Source organism: Paeniclostridium hominis, from assembly GCF_014306135.1.
GTDB lineage: Bacteria > Bacillota > Clostridia > Peptostreptococcales > Peptostreptococcaceae > Paraclostridium > Paraclostridium hominis.
Genome location: NZ_JACRWD010000001.1, coordinates 1,321,392 through 1,340,260 on the forward strand (window position 1 = coordinate 1,321,392; position 18,869 = coordinate 1,340,260).

General features: G+C 27.3%; 16 protein-coding genes. 3 read left to right on the forward strand and 13 right to left on the reverse strand.

Going from position 1 to position 18,869, the window contains the following annotated elements; translation table 11 throughout:
* Nucleotides 1–4: 4 nt before the first annotated feature.
* Entirely contained in the window at nt 5–1,990 is a 1,986-nt protein-coding gene (locus H8891_RS06355; RefSeq protein ID WP_187005671.1) for an FAD-dependent oxidoreductase, read from the reverse strand.
* Nucleotides 1,991–2,386: 396 nt separating this feature from the next.
* Between H8891_RS06355 and H8891_RS06360 the strand changes: the two genes are divergently transcribed.
* From H8891_RS06360 to baiCD, 3 genes are all read left to right on the forward strand, one after another.
* On the forward strand, nt 2,387–3,211 hold the full coding sequence (locus H8891_RS06360) for an IclR family transcriptional regulator (protein ID WP_276510611.1): 825 nt from the start codon (nt 2,387–2,389) through the stop codon (nt 3,209–3,211).
* A 307-nt stretch (nt 3,212–3,518) separates the two neighbouring features.
* Complete coding sequence (locus H8891_RS06365; protein ID WP_147543964.1) at nt 3,519–4,265, forward strand: SDR family NAD(P)-dependent oxidoreductase; 747 nt, start codon at nt 3,519–3,521, stop codon at nt 4,263–4,265.
* Nucleotides 4,266–4,324: 59 nt separating this feature from the next.
* A complete protein-coding gene (gene baiCD, locus H8891_RS06370) occupies nt 4,325–6,253 on the forward strand; it encodes a bile acid Fe-S flavoenzyme BaiCD (protein WP_187005673.1) in 1,929 nt (642 codons plus the stop codon).
* Between the two features lie 117 nt (nt 6,254–6,370).
* Here baiCD and cplR read toward each other — a convergent pair whose 3' ends face one another.
* From cplR to H8891_RS06430, 12 genes are all read right to left on the reverse strand, one after another.
* Complete coding sequence (gene cplR / locus H8891_RS06375; protein WP_187005674.1) at nt 6,371–8,020, reverse strand: ABC-F type ribosomal protection protein CplR; 1,650 nt, start codon at nt 8,018–8,020, stop codon at nt 6,371–6,373.
* A 300-nt stretch (nt 8,021–8,320) separates the two neighbouring features.
* Nucleotides 8,321–8,728, reverse strand: coding sequence for a bacteriohemerythrin (locus tag H8891_RS06380; protein WP_187005675.1), 408 nt, complete (start codon nt 8,726–8,728; stop codon nt 8,321–8,323).
* Between the two features lie 99 nt (nt 8,729–8,827).
* Nucleotides 8,828–9,010 (reverse strand): hypothetical protein, encoded by a 183-nt coding sequence (locus H8891_RS06385; RefSeq protein ID WP_187005676.1) that lies wholly within the window; start codon nt 9,008–9,010, stop codon nt 8,828–8,830.
* A 69-nt stretch (nt 9,011–9,079) separates the two neighbouring features.
* Complete coding sequence (locus H8891_RS06390) at nt 9,080–9,727, reverse strand: hypothetical protein (RefSeq protein ID WP_187005677.1); 648 nt, start codon at nt 9,725–9,727, stop codon at nt 9,080–9,082.
* An 11-nt stretch (nt 9,728–9,738) separates the two neighbouring features.
* Nucleotides 9,739–10,227, reverse strand: coding sequence for a hypothetical protein (locus H8891_RS06395; RefSeq protein ID WP_187005678.1), 489 nt, complete (start codon nt 10,225–10,227; stop codon nt 9,739–9,741).
* A gap of 15 nt (nt 10,228–10,242) precedes the next feature.
* Nucleotides 10,243–13,941: an AAA family ATPase gene (locus tag H8891_RS06400; protein ID WP_187005679.1), complete on the reverse strand. Its 3,699-nt coding sequence runs from the start codon at nt 13,939–13,941 to the stop codon at nt 10,243–10,245.
* 373 nt (nt 13,942–14,314) lie between these two features.
* Complete coding sequence (locus H8891_RS06405) at nt 14,315–14,680, reverse strand: Tim44 domain-containing protein (protein ID WP_187005680.1); 366 nt, start codon at nt 14,678–14,680, stop codon at nt 14,315–14,317.
* Nucleotides 14,681–14,959: 279 nt separating this feature from the next.
* On the reverse strand, nt 14,960–15,481 hold the full coding sequence (locus H8891_RS06410; protein WP_187005681.1) for a PASTA domain-containing protein: 522 nt from the start codon (nt 15,479–15,481) through the stop codon (nt 14,960–14,962).
* Nucleotides 15,482–16,151: 670 nt separating this feature from the next.
* Entirely contained in the window at nt 16,152–16,628 is a 477-nt protein-coding gene (locus H8891_RS06415; RefSeq protein ID WP_187005682.1) for a methylated-DNA--[protein]-cysteine S-methyltransferase, read from the reverse strand.
* A 30-nt stretch (nt 16,629–16,658) separates the two neighbouring features.
* Nucleotides 16,659–17,552: an SPL family radical SAM protein gene (locus H8891_RS06420; protein WP_187005683.1), complete on the reverse strand. Its 894-nt coding sequence runs from the start codon at nt 17,550–17,552 to the stop codon at nt 16,659–16,661.
* Between the two features lie 46 nt (nt 17,553–17,598).
* Nucleotides 17,599–18,081: a prolyl-tRNA synthetase associated domain-containing protein gene (locus tag H8891_RS06425; RefSeq protein WP_187005684.1), complete on the reverse strand. Its 483-nt coding sequence runs from the start codon at nt 18,079–18,081 to the stop codon at nt 17,599–17,601.
* A 147-nt stretch (nt 18,082–18,228) separates the two neighbouring features.
* Complete coding sequence (locus tag H8891_RS06430) at nt 18,229–18,741, reverse strand: superoxide dismutase family protein (protein WP_187005685.1); 513 nt, start codon at nt 18,739–18,741, stop codon at nt 18,229–18,231.
* Nucleotides 18,742–18,869: the final 128 nt, after the last annotated feature.

Sequence of the window (18,869 nt, forward strand, 5' to 3'; positions counted from 1 at the left end):
TTTTTTAATTTGCAAGTACTTTTTCGCCATCTGGATTTTCTACATCTCCTATTTTTCTTGCAAGTGTTGCTCCTGCCTCAATAGCATGATGCACTTGTCCTGGCTTATTTGCATCTCCTATAACATGTACTTCAATATCTTTTAGCTCCTCTGCTAAATTATTTACTGGTTTTGCACCACAACAGAAAATTATTTTACTAAATCCACTTAGCACTTCTTCTTTTCCATCTTTTTCAACTATAACTTTTGTACCATCTTCTGTGATTTCTAAAAGTTTTGTATTAGTACTCATTACAACACCTTTTTCATTAAGCATTTTTATAAGAGGTACCTTATTATTTGGGCATAGATTTGGTGCAATTTCACCTAACATTTCAATCATATGGATTTGTACAGGTCCTACTGCATTGTGCAATATTGTTTCTGTAACTTCACATCCTACAAGACTGCCTCCAACTACAAGAACCTTTCCATGTATTGCATCTTTAACTTTTGCAGATAATACATCACTACCTGTAATAACCTCAATATTTTCTATGCCTTTTACTTTTGGTATAAATGGAGTTGAACCAGTTGAGATAATACATATATCTGCATTTAATTTTTGTATATATTCAGCTGTTGCTTCTGTATTTAATTTTACTTCAACATTAGATTTTTCAACTTGAGTTTTTAAGTATTTAACCCATCTTGTTAAATCTTGTTTGTGAGGAGGAATAGATGCAAGATTTATTTGACCTCCAAGTCTATCTGACTTTTCAATTAAAATAACTTTGTGACCTCTTTTAGCTGCAATTCTTGCAGTTTCTAATCCAGCTGGTCCACCACCTACTATTACTACATTTTTCTTTATTTTTGCTTCTGTAATAGCCATTTCTTTTTCACGACCAAGCTCAGGATTTATCGCACATTTTGCAACTGGGTTAGATCTTTCTCTTGTTATACAAGGTCCACCACAACTTGCACATGGTCTTATATCTTCATATCTTCCTTCAAATCCTTTATTTACAAGTTCAGGATCAGCAAGTAAAGGTCTACCAAATACTACTCCATCTACAACGTCTCTTTCAACTAAATTTTCACCAAGTTTTATATCATTAATCTTGCCAACTACAAATACAGGTACTTTAGAAACTTTTTTAATAGCTTCAGCTTCTTTTATGTTTACTCCTGGTGATTCATAGTGGCAAGGAATTATCTTCCAACATAATTCATATTGAGTTCCACCAGAAATTTCAAAAGCATCTATCCCCGCTTCTACAAATTTAGGCACTAAATACAACATATCATTTAATGTGTTTCCACCTAATACTCTTTCATCACCTGAAATTCTCATAAGTATAGGGAAATCATCTCCAGCTTTTTTCTTTATATTTTTAATTACATCAAGAGCAAATTTAGCTCTACCGTCTAAATTTCCTCCATAGCAATCTGTTCTTTTATTTCTAAGCGGCGATAAGAAAGAACCTGCTAACATATATGCATGGGCACAGTGAAACTCTACTCCATCGCAACCTGCTTCTTTAGCTCTTCTTGCAGCATCACCATATTGTTCAATTATAGATTCAATTTCTTCTACTTTAAGTTCTCTAACTGATTTTCCTAAACCATTTATATAGTTTGAAGAAGCTACTGGTGTTTTACCAAACATCCATGAAATAGATTCAGGTCCCGGGTGTGTAATTTGAGGAAATAATTTTGAACCATTAGCATGAATTTCAGCTACAAATTCTTTAAATGTAGGAATAAATTTATCTTCTCCTAAACTAATTGTAAATCCTAGATATGGAACTGAGCTATCTACTGTAACTGCATCTACAACAATAAGACCTACTCCACCTTTGGCTCTTTCAATCCAGAAGTCTTTAAGTCTGGAACTTACATTTCCATCTTTTTCTTCATAACCAAGGCTCATAGGTGCCATTAAAACTCTGTTTTTTATTTCAACATTACCGATGTTAATTGGTGTATATAGTTTAAAATTATCCATAATTACTTCTCCCCTAAATAAATTTTAATAGTTGTTTTGAATTTAATTAAGTGTAATTATTTCCAATTTAGTTGTTTTAAATTTTATTATTTTGAATTAATTGAATTTAATCTGATTATATTTGAATTGATTTAAATGTAACTGTTTTGAATTTTACTGAAAATAATAAGTTTTTAAGTGATTAAAATATATTTCAATTTTATTCTAGCAATACTTTCCATATACCGCAACATTATTTTCAAACTATTTTCTTATGAAAAATTATTAATACATTGTAAATTCAGTATTTTTATTATATGCTTAATTTATTTTTCAAATTTTTTAGCTATTATTTATTTTTCAGTTGTTGCGCTATGTGGAATAGTTTTTTATTATTTTTTTAATTTTCATTAAATTATGCTATACTATAAGAAAAAATTATATATTTCGAAAGGGGTTTATATAAGTTTGTCTTCTTTACAAAGTTTAGATAGGGCTTTAGATATGTTAAGTCTTATTCATGCAAATGGTGGTAAAATGTCCGTTTCTTCTATTGCTGAAATTATGAACTTACACAGAAGTACTGTTCATAGAACTTTAACCACAATGTATCAAAAAGATTTTTTGTCAAAAGATCCTAAAACAGGTCTGTATACAATAGGTAATAAAGCTCTTGTTCTTGGATTTTCAGCTGCTAATAATTTACCATTAGCTACTACTGCAAGACCATATATGGCATTTTTAGCTGAAAAATACAACAATTCAGTTTCTTTATCTGTAATTGAAGGTTCAAATGTTTTTGTGATAGGAAACTACTCTGGTTACTACACTACAACTTTTTATTCACTACATGATGACCCTCTAAATTGCGAGGCTTATCGTCCTGCTGTGGCTCATTGTATGTTAGCTTATAACTGCCAGTTGGAGTCTTGTAATAAAGCAATACAGATTTACCTTTCAAAAGTATCTAATAGCAGATTCAAGGATAACTTTTTTACAAATATTGATGATTTAGTTACTTACTTAAAAAAGGTAAAAAATGATGGTTATGCTTATGAATCTGGGGAGTATCATTTCGATGAACTTTGCTACTGTGCACCTATTTTAAATAATGGGAAAGCTATAGCAACACTTAGCATATACGGACACAAATCTTACTTAAATAAGTTTCATAAACAAGATATTATTAAAGATTTATTAGATATTTCAAAAACAATATCTGATTTGCTTTCTAATAGTTAAAAAAGTTGCAAATATTAAATTTTGCAGCTTTTTTTAATTTTTTATAAAAATTTATAATTTTAATTTTTTAAAAATTTATTGACAAATTAAATTATGTATCTTACGATTATCTCAATAGTTGTTTTGAAAATTTTAATCATTTCTAATAATATAATTATTTCGAATACTCAATTCTATTAATTGAATAAAAATTTATTTATCATCTTAAATTAAATTTTTTAGTTTTGTTTTATCTTCTCTAGTTTATAAATCCATTGTAACTGTTTTGTAAATAACATATAAACTAAATTTGAAAGGAATTAATTTTATGAAACTAAAAAATAAAGTTGCAATTGTTACTGGTGGATCACGTGGTATTGGTTTTGCTATAGTTGATAGATATGTCAAAGAAGGTGCTAAAGTTGCAATATGTGGAAGTAAAGCTGAAACTGCAAATAAAGCACTAAATCTTATCCAAGAAAAATATCCTAATGCTGATGTTATGGCAGTTCATGCAAATATGTCAAATAATGATGAAATCAATGAAATGTTTAAACAAGTAGTTGATAAATGGGGCTATGTTGACATATTAGTCAATAATGCTGGTATTACAGCTACAAAAGATGTTGATTTAATGACAGATGAAGAATTTGAAAAAGTTATGGACGTAAATGTTACAGGAATATTCCGTTGCACAAGAGCAGCTGTTAAAATTATGAAAGCCCACGGTGGTAATATAATTAACACAAGCTCTTTAGTAAGTGTAAATGGTGCTGGAAGACAATGTGCTTATACAGCTTCTAAATTTGCTGTAAATGGTCTTACAAGATCATTTGCTAGAGAACTTGGTAAATACAATATAAGAGTTAATGCTGTTGCTCCTGGTTCTGTGGCTACTGAAATGGTAAAAGAATTTGTTACAGATCAAATGGTTGAATATATGAGACAAATGACTCCACTTGGAAAAATGGCTGAACCTTATGAAATGGCTGGTGCTTATGTATACCTTGCTTCAGAGGATTCTTCATATACTACTGGTGCAATATTAAATATTGACGGTGGAATTGTAATGTAATTTTATAAGTATAACGTATAACTAAATAATAAATTTTAATAGTGAAAGGTGATATTATTATGAGCTATAATTCTTTATTTTCTCCATTTAAAATAAAAGATTTAGAAATAAAAAACCGTGTAATACTTCCAGCAATGATGACAAAAATGGCTTCTCCTACTGGACTTGTTACTCAAAAATTAATTGATTATCACGTAGCAATTGCGAAAGGTGGATGTGGACTTAATTTTACTGAGGTTTGTGCTATACACACAAGTACTCATGGTAATGGTTATTTAGCCCTTTACAAAGATGAACATTTTGAAGGTATGAAAAAACTTATAGATAACGTACATAGCGTTGGTGGTAAAATAGGTGTTCAAATTTGGCATGGTGGTCAAGTTGCAATAGCTCTACTTCCAAAAGATAGAACTCCTATGGTTACAGAAGGTATGACTCATAAAGATATAAAAGAAATTGTTGATTGTTATGGAAAATCAACTAAAATGGCAGTAGAAGCTGGCTGTGATGCTATAGAATTCCATGCTGCTCATACTTACCTTCCTCATACATTCTTAAGTGCTGCTTTTAATAAACGTGATGATGAATATAGTGGTTCTTTAGAAAATAGAGCAAGATTTTCACTTGAAGTTATTCGTACTATGCGTGCTAATATGCCAGAAACTATGCCTTTATTTATGCGCGTAGATGCATTAGATGATTATGTTCAAAATGGACTTACTATAGAAGATGTAATTGAGTTTTTAAAGATGGCTAAAGCTGAAGGTGTTGATGTAATTGATATTTCAAGAGGTAATAATAAGTCTGCAGCTTTAAAATATGAAGTTCCTTCAATTGACACTCCTCGTGGATATAACATTGAAAATGTAAAAAAAATACGTGATTCTATTAAAATGCCTGTTGTTGGAGTTGGTAGAATCAATCATCCAGAAATTGCAAATAAATTTATAGAAGAAGAAAAATGCGATTTAGTTGCCATAGGTCGTGGTCAAATTACAGATCATGAATTCTGTAATAAAGCAAGAGATGGTAAAACTGATAGTATACGTTTATGTGTTGGTTGCTTGAAGGGGTGCTTTGACTCTATAATGAATCCAAATATTCCTACAATTACTTGTATGAGAAATCCTATGGTTGGTAAAGAAGGTCAACCTATTACTAAAACAACTAGCCCTAAGACAGTTTTAATAGCTGGTGGTGGTATAGGTGGTATGATGACTGCTAACATGCTAAAAGTTAGAGGTCATAACCCAATTTTATGTGAAGCTAGCAATAAATTAGGTGGTCAATTTAACTTAGCTGGAGCTGCTCCATATAAAGGTGAGATGCTTGATGCTGTTAATTGGGAAGCTAAAGAATCTACTCGTTTATGTGTTGATGTTAGATTGAATACTGTTGTAACTCCTGAATTAATATCTCAAATTAATCCTGATGAAGTAATAATAGCAACTGGTGCTGTTGCTTCAAAACCTGAAATAAAAGGTATAGAAAGTAAAAACGTATTTACTTATGAAGAAGTTTTATCTGGTAGTGCAGAACTTTCTGGTAATGTGGTTATACTTGGCGGAAAAATGGTAGGTTTAGAAACTGCTCAATACTTAACTAATAAAGGCGTAAAATGTACAATTATTGATGAAGCTGAAAGATTAGGTGGAGATTTAGGCTGGATTAGAAGTATGAATATGCTTGAAAACATGTATGTAATAGGTGTTAATCAAGTTACTAATGCTAAGGTTATGGAAATAAAAGAAAATGAAGTTGTATATGTTAAAGATGAAACTGAAACTAGCGTTAATTGTGATGCTGTAGTGGTTGCTCTTGGTGCAACTTCAGTAGCTTTAGAAGACGTTCAATCAAAATGTAGAGATTTAGAAATACCTTTCCATATTATTGGAGATGCGAAAAGCCCTCGTGTAGCTTTAAACACTACTCTTGAAGGCATTGAGATTGCACTTAATTTAGATAGTGAAAATGTGCTTAACGTATAATTAATTTTTAACTTTATTTTAAAAAGGATGTAGATAAATTTATCTACATCCTTTTTTATTACTAAAAAAACTTTTTACTTCTACATATTTCATATGGCTATATAAATATTTGATACATTATTTATTTTTCAATTTATTTATTTTATTTAATAAGCTTTCATATTCTTTTTCATATTCTTGCTTTTTATTTATATTATCTTCTATACATAGCATAGATATTATATGGCTTAATTTGTTTTCTAAAACTAAAATTTTATCTTTGTCTATTTGTTCTTGTTTATCAAGCTTTACTATAGTTTTTGACTTTTCATATTCATTTAAATTGCCATTAAACTCCCTTAAACTTTTATCTTTAATTTCAATTATATAGTCACAAACAGAACTAATAAAGCTTCTATCATGAGATACTATTAACATAGTTTTATTTGTACTTCTTAAGGATTTTTCCAAAGCTTCCATTGAGATAATATCTAAATAATTAGTTGGCTCATCTAATAATAGTAAATTATTGTCTTCTAATATTATTTTACATAAAGCTACTTTAACTTTCTCTCCTCCACTTAAAACTCCTACTTTTTTATAAACCTCATCACCTTTAAATCCAAATAAATTTAAATTTATTCTTATGAAAGTTTCGTCAAAAGAAGATACTTCTTTTATATTATCTAATATACTTTTATTCATGTTTAGTGTATCTTGACTTTGAGAAAAGTATCCTATCTTTACTCTTTCATTTATTTTGATAGCTTCATTGTTATTTTTTAGAATTTCTTTTATTAAGCTACTTTTGCCACAACCATTTTCACCTATTAAAGCAATTTTTTTATTTCTTTTTATCTTGAAGGAAACATCATTTAGCAAAAGTTTTTCATCTACTTTTAAAGTTAAATCTTTTACTTCTATTAAATTCTTACTTACTATCTCCATACCATCTTGAATATATATTTTTATTTGATTAATATTCTTTGGTTTTTCTTTTACTTCCAATTTATCAATTCTACTTTGTATAGCTTTTATATTTCCATCTAAGTTTTTCTTTCCTCTTTGCCCTCCCATCTTATGAAGCCTAGCTTCAGAGTTTCCCATTCTCTTTGGAGTTTTTCTTATACTATTTTTAAGTTCATTTTTTTGAATTTTAGCATTTTCTAATCTGTTTTTCTCTATTTTGTATTGTTCATGCTCAAACTCTTGTCTTTTTACCTCTTTTTCTTTAAGCTTTAAATAAGTTGTGTAATTTCCTTTATATACTTTTATTTTTCCTTCATCTATTTCAACTATTGTATTACATAAGGAATCTAAAAATTGCCTATCATGGGACACTAACAATAGTGCTCCATTATGATTTTTTAACATTTTTTCTAAAATTTTAATACTTTCTTGGTCTAAGTTTGAAGTTGGCTCATCAGCTATTATCAATTTCTTTTTTTCTTTTAATGCATTTACAATTTTTAATTTTACTTTTTCTCCACCAGATAAGTAATCTTCAAATTTATTTGGTGCATTTAATAAACTTTTTATTTTATTGTCAATGTATAAATCTTTTATATCCTCATTTTGACTTACATAGGAATAGCTATTTGTTAAGTATACATGTCCTTCATCTATATCAGTATCTCTTATTAATGTTTTTATCAAAGTTGTTTTTCCTGCTCCATTAGCTCCAACTAATCCTATTTTATCATTTTCTTGTATTTCAAATTTATATATGTCTAGTATTAATCGATCTAAATAATATTTTTTTAATTTATCTATGCTTACTAATAACATAAAAAATCCCTCCTTATTTGCACTTAAATATAAGGAGAGACTCTATTAATAGGTACAGCAAATAAAAGTAAAATTTATAATTTACTCTCCTTAATTTAAGCATCATAAATATCCCTACCAAAGTAGGTTTTAAAAATTTATAATACTGTAAATTTAAAAAGTAAATTATATGTTCATTTTCTTTTATTCCATTCCCTTTCTTTTAATTTTTTATTGTAATTTTAGCACATTTACTATCTATTATCAACTTAAGTTTATTTCCATGTGATAAATTTTCGCTTTATTTCGTTATATATAAACTTATTTAGAGTTGTTTCTTATATGTTCTGCTACTTTAACATCTTCTTTTTTTATATGATTAATTATCCAATTTGCAACTTTACTGTTGATTTCTCCAACCAAAACAATACTCGGCCCATTTTCTAAAAGCTTTTTATTTATATTTTCAACAGTATATATAAAGTGTTGATGGTGTTTTTTATGATTATTATAATCTGGATATTTAGATTTTATTTGTAAAACTTCTTCATGAGCAAAGTGAGTTTTTGTATAAGAAGATAAGAATTTTACTGTTTTTTCTAGTTCAGCTCTTCCTTTCCCTTTGCTACAAGCTTCTAATAAATCATTAATTGCTTTTATAAGTTCTTTATGTTCATTATCAATTTGAGTACTTCCCGTTAGTAAGTCATCAGTCCATTTATATGCCATTTTATCCTCCATACTACATTATTTTATATATTTATACGCCTATTAAAACTTTAACTAAAGCTTTTTAATAAAATAATATTTTTGAAAGATTAAAAATGATTATTTTATAGTTCCTATTTTTTGAATTAAAAAACTAAGTATCGTAGTTATTAATATTACAAGAACTCCATAACCTATAGCCAGACCTATTTTATATTCAAACACTCCACTAACCATTGCAATTGATACTGGTCTGTTATTTATACTATATAAATATGCAGAACTTTTATTTTCTCTAAACATCTATTTTATTATGTTCAATTCATTTTAATTTTTTACTGTAATATTAGCATAGTTATTATATAGTTATGGCTATTTACTTATAATTGTATATGTATTCTTAGAGTTTAATGGTACCGTGTTTAAATATGTTTCTCCTGTTTTATTGAAATGAACAGCATAGGTAATACCATTATTACTTCCATCTCTTACACCTTGTACTTGTATAACCCCTTTGTCTGGAACACTTATTTTTACTGGTTTATGTCTAATTGAAAAAGGTGCTCCTTGTGCCACTCCATCTATAAATACTTGAACGTAGTCATTATCTTCTTTTTCTGCAAAATTCCAAATTGCTATTTCTAAATTTCCAAATCCGCTTGCAACATCTATAGATGCATCTTTCGCATCAAGCTTTAAATTTTCTTTACTTAATATATCTCCTACTTTTATATTTTCTATAGCTCCAGAGGTTAAATTATCCCTATAATCCTGATTTAATACTCCTTGAAACATAAAAAATATAAACATTGCTATACATATACCACCTATAACTGTTCTAAACTTTTTCATAGAAGGAGTTATATATTCATCCTTCTCTTCATCATCTTTAAATTGTTTATATGAATCTTCTTCATATATATTTACTTTATCTATGATTTCATCTGGTTTTGATTTCTTTGTATTAGTATCACTTAATTCTTCAAACTCATTTTGTATATTTTTATTAAACTTTTTCATTATAACCCCCATTAGATAAGTTCTTCATTATAATTTTGCATTTTTTCTACATCTTCTAACATAGTTTTTGAAAGCGGTCTTTTTTTATAATATATCGATACAAACACTCTCCAAAGTACTATTGATATTACAAATGATACTATTCCAAAAATTTTTCTACCTGGAGTTAATACTTCATAACTCCAGTTTAATATTTCAGTTCCTAAGCCTATAAAAATACTTGATATAATTAAATATTTAAGAGTTTCAAATAAAGATGGAAAAATACTATATATTCTTCTTAGTGCTCTAAACCTTAAAGAAATATACATAATCATTAACATACCTATAAGTAGTGAAATATAATCTCCGTAAACTGTATATCCTGTACTTATTATTTTAAAAGCATCTACTATGGTCATGATTGGGAAAAATATACAAATAAGTGCCAATAATGGCATACAAATTACACCATAAGCTACTGTTATTACATTACTTACTATCTTAAATATAAATTTCATAGTTTCACCTCTTTCCTATAAATTAACTTCAGATACATCACACGCTTCAATAGTAACAAGATACTCTTTAGTTAAATTATCAATTTTTTCAAGTCTTACAGCTTGGTTTCTTACTGCTTTTTCAAATATATTTCTAACGTATCTACCATTCCCAAAATCAGAAACTTTACAAGCTTCTTTAAATATATCTTTCATTTTTAATCTGGCTTCTTTAGTTATTACATATCCTTTATTCCTAAATAAGTTATCTGCAATAATCAGTAAATCATCAACTGAATAATCTTTAAATTCTATGATATTTGCAAATCTAGACTTTAGTCCTGGGTTTGTATCTAAAAATTTATCCATATCATCACTATATCCAGCTAGTATAACTAGTAAATTATCTCTATTATCATCCATCCCTTTTACCAAAGCATCTATAGCTTCTTTTCCAAATCCACTACCACTTCCTGCATCTTGTGCTAAAGCATAAGCTTCATCTATAAATAATATTCCTCCAATTGCTGACTCTATTTTTTCTTTAGTTTTTATAGCTGTTTGCCCTACATAGCCAGCAACTAATCCACTTCTATCTGTTTCAACAAAAGTCTTACTATTTAACACTCCCATACTATACAGAACTTCTCCAACTATTCTTGCCATCGTAGTTTTACCTGTTCCTGGATTTCCTTTAAATATCATATGAAGAGTTTGTGATTCATCTACTGGTAACCCTAAAGATTTTCTCTGTTCTCTTATTTTAAGTTGTGCTTGAAGGCTTCTTATAAATTCTTTAACTTCATTAAGACCTACAACTTCATTTAACTTTTCATCTAAATTGAAGTTTTCTTCTGATTTAGCATAAATGCCAAAATCTTCTTCTTTTAATAATACAGCTGACTGTTCATCAATTATATCCATCTCAGCAATTCTTGAGGATTGGTTTCTTATTGCTTTTTCTATTATATTTCTTACCATTCTTCCATTTCCAGATTGAGTTGAATTTTTATGTTTTTCTTTTTTTATAGCATCTTCAAGTTCATCTTCTGAATTTCCATCTAAGATAAATCCTTTACTATTTATCATTAACTTTCCTATTTTTACTAACTCCTCTATATCATAATCTTTAAAGTTTATACTTAAAGGAAATCTAGATTCTAATCCTGAATTTGTATTTAAAAAGTCTTTCATTTCTTTATCATACCCTGCAAGTATAACTACTATATCTTCTCTAAAATCTTCTATGAGTTTAACTAAAGTATCTACAGCTTCTTTTCCTAAAGGGTCATTCTCAGAAGACATTAATGCATAAGCTTCATCTATAAATAATACTCCTCCTAAAGCTGATTTGAATACTTCTGTCGTTTTCTTAGTAGTTTCACCTGCATATTGTCCTATAAGACCACTTCTATCAGTTTCTATAACTTGTCCAGATTTTAATATTCCCATGTTTTTCATAAGATTTCCTATAAGTCTTGCAACTGTAGTCTTTCCTGTTCCTGGATTTCCTGTAAATATCATATTAAGAGACTGAGATAATTCCACATTTACTCCAACTTGCTTTCTCTTCTCTTTTGCTATTAATTGTTTTTCTAAATTTTTTACAAATTCTTTTACTTCATATAATCCTACAACCTGACTTAATTCTTCTTCAAGATTAAATGATTCTTTTTTATCTAGTCCAAAATCACTTATTGTAAGTTTATTTACTTCATCTTTATTTATATCTTTTTCATCTAATTTAGCTAATCTATTTGATTGATTTGCAATAGCCTGTTCTATTATGTTTCTTGCTAATCTTCCGTTTCCACTATCATTTTTACCTTTTATCTGCTTACCTTCAAATAATTCTATTAAACTATCATCTAAGTTTTCATCTATTGTATATCCATTTGATTTTGCTATAACTTTAGATATTTCAAGCAATTCAATAGGAGTATAATCTTCAAACTCAACATTATAATTAAATCTAGACTTAAGTCCACTATTAGTTTTTAAGAAATTCTCCATTTCTTTAGTGTATCCAGCTAATATAACTACTAAGTTATCTCTGTTATCTTCAACTGCTTTTACAATAGTATCTACTGCTTCGATTCCAAAGATATCATTTTCATCTCTAGCTATGGCATAAGCCTCATCTATAAATAAAATTCCTCCCATAGCATAGTTAACTTTATTCATAGTCTTTTGTGCAGTTTCTCCTACATATTGACCTACTAAATCATTTCTAGAAACTTCAACTAAGTGTCCACTAGATAAGTACCCTAGCGCCTTTAAATATTTAGCCATTATTCTAGCCATAGTAGTTTTACCTGTACCTGGATTTCCGGTAAATATCATATGTAGAGATAATTTAGCTTCTTTAGCTCCATTGTTTTTTCTTATGTTTTGAATTTTTATATTATCTTCTAATTTTCTTATAAATTCCTTCACACTACTTAATCCAATTATATTATCTAGTTCTTTATTTAAGTCAGATAAACTATCTGATTCAGTAACTTTTAATATAGATGATAATTTTATAGATTCTAATTGATTAACTAATACTAATTCATCATTTTCTAATTTTAATTCATATATATAATCATTATTTATTTTTCCTGTTAGTTCTAGTTCAACTAAAGGAGCATATATATGTTTTTCAACAAATTCATCTAACCCATGAGCACCTATGCTTTTATCAAATTTTTCAAGTACATAATTTAATACAGAATTATCAAATTCTATAGATATATGTAAATTATTATTTATCTTTGTTTTGTATTCATTTAAAATAAACTTACAAATTATAGATAAACTTTCTCTAGTAAGTTCTACTGTGCTTATAATATCGTTTATTTTTTTCATAAAATTATTTGAAAATGTATTTTTAATATATTCCTCATTTTTTTCAGTTATAAACACTAAATACTTTCCATTTGCTAAAATCTCATCTGTAGTATTCAAAGTAAGATTACCTTTTCCTGTAACATCTACCAATTGTCCTAGTTGATCCATATATCTTCTATTTAGTTTAATCTTCTCATCTATTACCAGTTTGCTAAGCAAGTCTAAAACACTTTGATGGCACTTTTCAAAGTTATCAAATACAACTACCTGTTCACTACCATAAAGTGCATTATAAAGATCTGATAAAAATAAATTATCTGCATCTTTTTCAAGTTTATATTTTGAAAGATCTATTGAATATACTCCATTTCTTTTTATTATTTTTTCTTCTTTTAAAAATTTAGTTATAGCTTTTATTGATAAGTGTCTACCAGATCCTTTTGGTCCAGTTACTAAAATTGTATTACTTACACCATTTTTATTTCCGTATACAAATGGCCTTTTAAATGCAATTGCTAACTTGGATAAGTATTCTTTTTGGCCAAGTACATAATCTGAAAGTGTATTTTCTACTAGGTTAAATACCTTGTCTAATTCTTCCTTATTTGTATTATTAATATTTACTGTTTTGCTAGCTTTAATATTTTTGGAATCACTTGACATATTTGAAACTAATTGTTCATTAAAACTACTTATTTTATCTTTATTAGAAACAACTTTTTCCCCTATCTTATCCTTAGTATTCATAATATTATTATTTAATACTTTCTTATTCTTTTTAAAGTATTCTTTATTTATCATCCCATTTTCTTTTATATGATCTATCACTTGAATTTCTGGAAATAAAATTCTTATTAGTTTAGGTCCAGATAACGATTTTATTTTTGATTTAGATTTCCCCATTTAACTTCCCTCCTTAATTTACTTTTATATTTCTTAACTCATTCTATTTTTACATATATAATTAAATAACTGAAAATACCATATACTAAAATCATGGATATTTGTATATTAGAGATTAATTATACCATATTTTTACAATTAAGTAATATGAAAAATCCTAACTACTTTATTATAGCTAGGGTAATCTTCAAACTTATTTATATTTGTTAATTACATAAAAAATCTCTCTTTATATTTATTTAAATATAAAGAGAGATATATTAATATTAATTTAATTTTATACTTTTATAGTAATTTCGTCTAATTCAATCGGATTTCCTTGTTGTTTTATTTCGTCTAATACCCATATTCCATTTTTTTGATTAAACTTCCACTACTCTACATATGGTTTTGAACTAAATTTATTTCCACCTACTATACGGCCATCTCTTTCTATATAATCTATCATAGAACCTATTATATATACCCATATAATATCTACATTTTCGTAATTATTTTTTTCTATTCCAATTACCTTAGCAGAAATTAATTTTTCCATTTTCAATATATTTCTTTCATTTCTTATTTTCATCCATTCAAGTTTAGTTTTATGATTTTCATAAAGTTTTTTAGTTGAGTATTCTATTGCTATATCTTGATCCATATTTGTCCAAGCTTTTGACATAATATAAAAAGCATCTTTTATATCTTTATTTATTTTATCCAACTCCCAATTAGAGTTGTATTTATTTAAATCCATTAATACACGTCTACATTATTTTTTCTTTTTTGTTACTTTAACCCAACTAATTATATAATCAGTTTTAGATATTATTATAATAGTGGTGCTCATTGCAAGCGTCGCTACTCCTCCTGAATTAGGATTAGATTGTTACATATAATTTGAAGAACCACCTCTTGATCCAGATCCTCCTGATTATCCTCCACCACTATTAAAATTAATTGATATTAATCTCACACATTTGTTCTAATCTCCTTGAATCCTACTTTTATAAATTTATTTATAATGTTACTTTCTCTATTTACTACTTTTTATTAAATTTCCATTTTCATCATGACAAGGGTCTTCTCCAACCAAAGGATTATAGTGTCCATCAAATATATATATACTTATTTTCAATGTTTCTTCTTTTTTAATATCTTTACCTGCTTCAATTGATTGTTTAGCAACTGTTCCTTTTAAATTATATACTGGTGTAGGTACAGCTTGATCTAACTCATATTTTATGCCATGTTCTTTAGCAAATTCATACACCTGAATTTGATTGCATCCTATAAAATTAGGTATTTTCCCATTTTTATACTTTATTTTATTTGCTTGTTTAACTTTAGTTTCTATTTTTTGAACATCATCCGTTTTTGTAACCTTTTTCTCTTCAGATTTCTTCTTTTCAGTTTTTTTGCTTTCAGTTTTACAAACTTTCTTTGGTGAATTATCCGTAACTAATTCATTATTATTTAATTTCATAATAAAAAAAGCTACTGTTAATGTCACACTTATAACTCCCACTATAATACTTATAATTGCTAATTTCTTCATTTCTACTGCCTTTCTATATTTGTTTTCCCCACTTAAAAGACTAACTCAGTAATTCTACTAGACTTTCATTTTATAAAAAATATAATTAAATATACTCCATATTAAATGTTATCGTTGATTTTCATATAAAACTTTAATTATATTTTTATTAAGCCTATAATGTATATAGTTTAATTTCACTTTTTATATCTACCAGGTAATTTTTAATTTATATAAATTAAATTTAGTATTTTATATCTATAATAATTTTTCATTCTTCTAACTTATACTTCTTTATTATGTTAATAAGTTTTAAAAAAATATTAGTAGTATAAATATTAGGTAAAAAGACATGTTTATCTCCTATCTTTTTTATTTTGAATTATAAATAGTAAATTCATAAGTTGAACAATTCTTCTTTTTTAATTTTATAATTACTTAGGGGTTTTTGTTGAAATTTCAGCTTTTATTTTTTACGTTTTTTCGTATTTATATAATCCTGCTAATGATACTTCACCTATACTTATATAACTTAGAACTACCTTATCTTCTGTTATAGGATTGAAAAATTTCCTTCTTTATCAGCTACTTCAATAGGTAACTTCATACTTCCCTTCTTAAATTTTTTATATGAATTTTAATAATTAAAAAAGCTGATTTCTATAAAATATAGAAATCAGCTTTAATCTCTTTACTGTTTAGTTTTTGAAAATTTTTCTTCATGTTGTAAAAGCCATAGCTTTCTATCTAATCCTCCACCATAGCCAGTAAGACTTTTATTAGCTCCTATAACCCTATGACAAGGTACAACTATATTTATAACATTTCTACCGTTGGTATTTCCAACTGCTCTTACAGCTTTTTCATTTCCTATTTTTGTTGCTATATATTTATAAGATACAGTTTCTCCGTAAGGAATATGTGTTAAAGCATTCCAAACTTTTTCTTGAAACTCAGTTCCTTTAAGTTTAATTTTTATATTAAATTCTTTTCTCTCTCCATTAAAATACTCTTGTATCTGTTTTATTACTTCTTTTAAAATTTTTGGTTGTTCTGTATTTTCTCTTTTTTCATCTACATATAAAATTGATATTAATTCCTCTTCTGTTGTGCTTATTTCTAGTATTCCTATAGGTGAATCGCAGTAGTAGTAATATCTTTGTGTCATCCAAATTCCTCCTTAGATATAAATAAATTATTAAAACCAAGTAATTTGAGAATTTTCATATCTACTTTTATAGTCTTTTATAATGTCTTTCATATCATATAATAAATTGTATTTTTCGCACTCTTCTTTAAATACTTTCCATAAACGCTCTGATTTTAATGAGGAATTTTCATATTGTTCTCCATAAGTTTTTATATATTTTTCATCTAACATTTGATTTGGAAATATTTTTCTTAGTTGCTCAAAATAATATTCTCTTTGATTGCTTCTTAAAGTAACTCCTATTCCATAACTAAAAATAAATTTAGCTCCACATTCATAAGCCCTTTTTATAATATTTCTGATATTTTCCTCAGTATCATTTATAAATGGTAGTATTGGCATTAATAATACACCTGAATATATATTATTATCTGATAACTTTTTTAAAGCCTTAAATCTATCAGATGTTGTAGATACATTTGGTTCAATTTTTTTGCAAAGTTCATCATCAAAAGTAGTTATTGTGATTTTTACTAAATTAGGAGAATGCTTTTGTATTCTCTTTAATATATCTATATCTCTAACTATTAAGTCACTTTTAGTAGTTATTGCTATTCCGAATCTATGTTCATCTAATAGTTTTAGAGCTTGTCTTGTTAAAAGGTATTTTTCTTCAAAAGGATTATATGGATCACTCATGGCTCCAGTTCCTACTACACCTTTTTTTCTCTTTGATGTTAAATCTTTTTTTATTATTTCAATTGAATTTTCTTTAATTCTAACTCTGTCAAAATCTATAATTTGATAACAATTGCTTCTAGAATCGCAATATATACATCCATGGCAACATCCTTTATATATGTTCATATTGTAGTTTATTCCAAACCAGCGTGGGTTGTCTTTATAGTTAGATACAATTGTTTTGGTTGGTATGTATTCCATGTATATATCAATCCTTTCTACTGTGATTTCAAACTTTAGATTTAATTTATATATTAACTTTAATTACATTGTTATCAATGTAGTTTAAAAATTTATTAAAATCATCACCAGATATATTAAATGTCTCTGTGTTTATAGCAGGATGAAAGTTAAGATTTTGACCATCTAGTAAATCACTGTCTATTAATACTTCTACTTCACTATTTACATCATTTATAATACTGAATGGATTTACACTTCCAGGTGTTACCTTCATCAGTTCGTATAATTTTTCGGGCGAGTCAAATGAAAGCCTGCTACTTCCTATTTGTGCTCTTATATCTTTTAAATCTACTGATTTATCATGTTTTACTACTACTAAATAGTTTTGGCTTTTGTTAGAGTTTTTTAGAAACAAGTTTTTACAGTGATGTCCTGGCATGTCTTTAGTTACGCTATAAAATTCATCTGCCGTAAAGACTTCATCATGTTCTAGTACTTTGTATTTTATTTGTAGTTCATCTAGTTTTTCATATATTTCTTTTTTCATTCTTTTCCCCCCTGCTGTATTGATATAAGTCTATTATTACATATATTTGATTTTGATTAAAGTTATAAATAAGCTCAATAAAAAACTCATATATATTGGATATGAGTTTTTTATATTTATATACATCAAATAACATTACTAATTATATTATCCCGTATAAGAAACAATAACCCCGCAAGCCCATCTAGAACCTGAATTTCCTGCAGGTTGTGTAGTAAAATCATCATACCCACTATGAAGTATAAAAGATTTTCCTATAACGTCATTTACAGTAAATCTATTAGTAAATGTAGAAAGAACTCCTATTCCATCAGCAGATAAAATTGGTGGTAAATCTCCTGCATGCATTGGATGATCTACTTTAGTTAGATTATAATGAGATTTTGCAGCAGTAAATGGATCGCTTTCATTTCCTACAGTACAATCTCCAACCTCATGAATATGGAATCCATGGAAGGAACTAGTCTGATTATTTATATTAGGAATTCCTGTTATATAAGCTTTTACATATACTCCATCTTCTAGTTGGTATAAGTATACTATTCCCCTTATACACGGAGCCAAAGGTCCTCCTTTTATTTTAGCATATGCATTTGGCTTAGATGGGTTATAACTAGAAAATATTTTATTGATATCATATTTCTTACAAGAATTATCCATGATGTACCCCCTTATGATGTTAAAATTATAGTGCTATATATATTATGATTTTAAATTCAAAAATGTTATCATTTGCAATATTTTGTAATTTAAAAAGTACACTAACAAAATTGCTAATGTACTTTTTT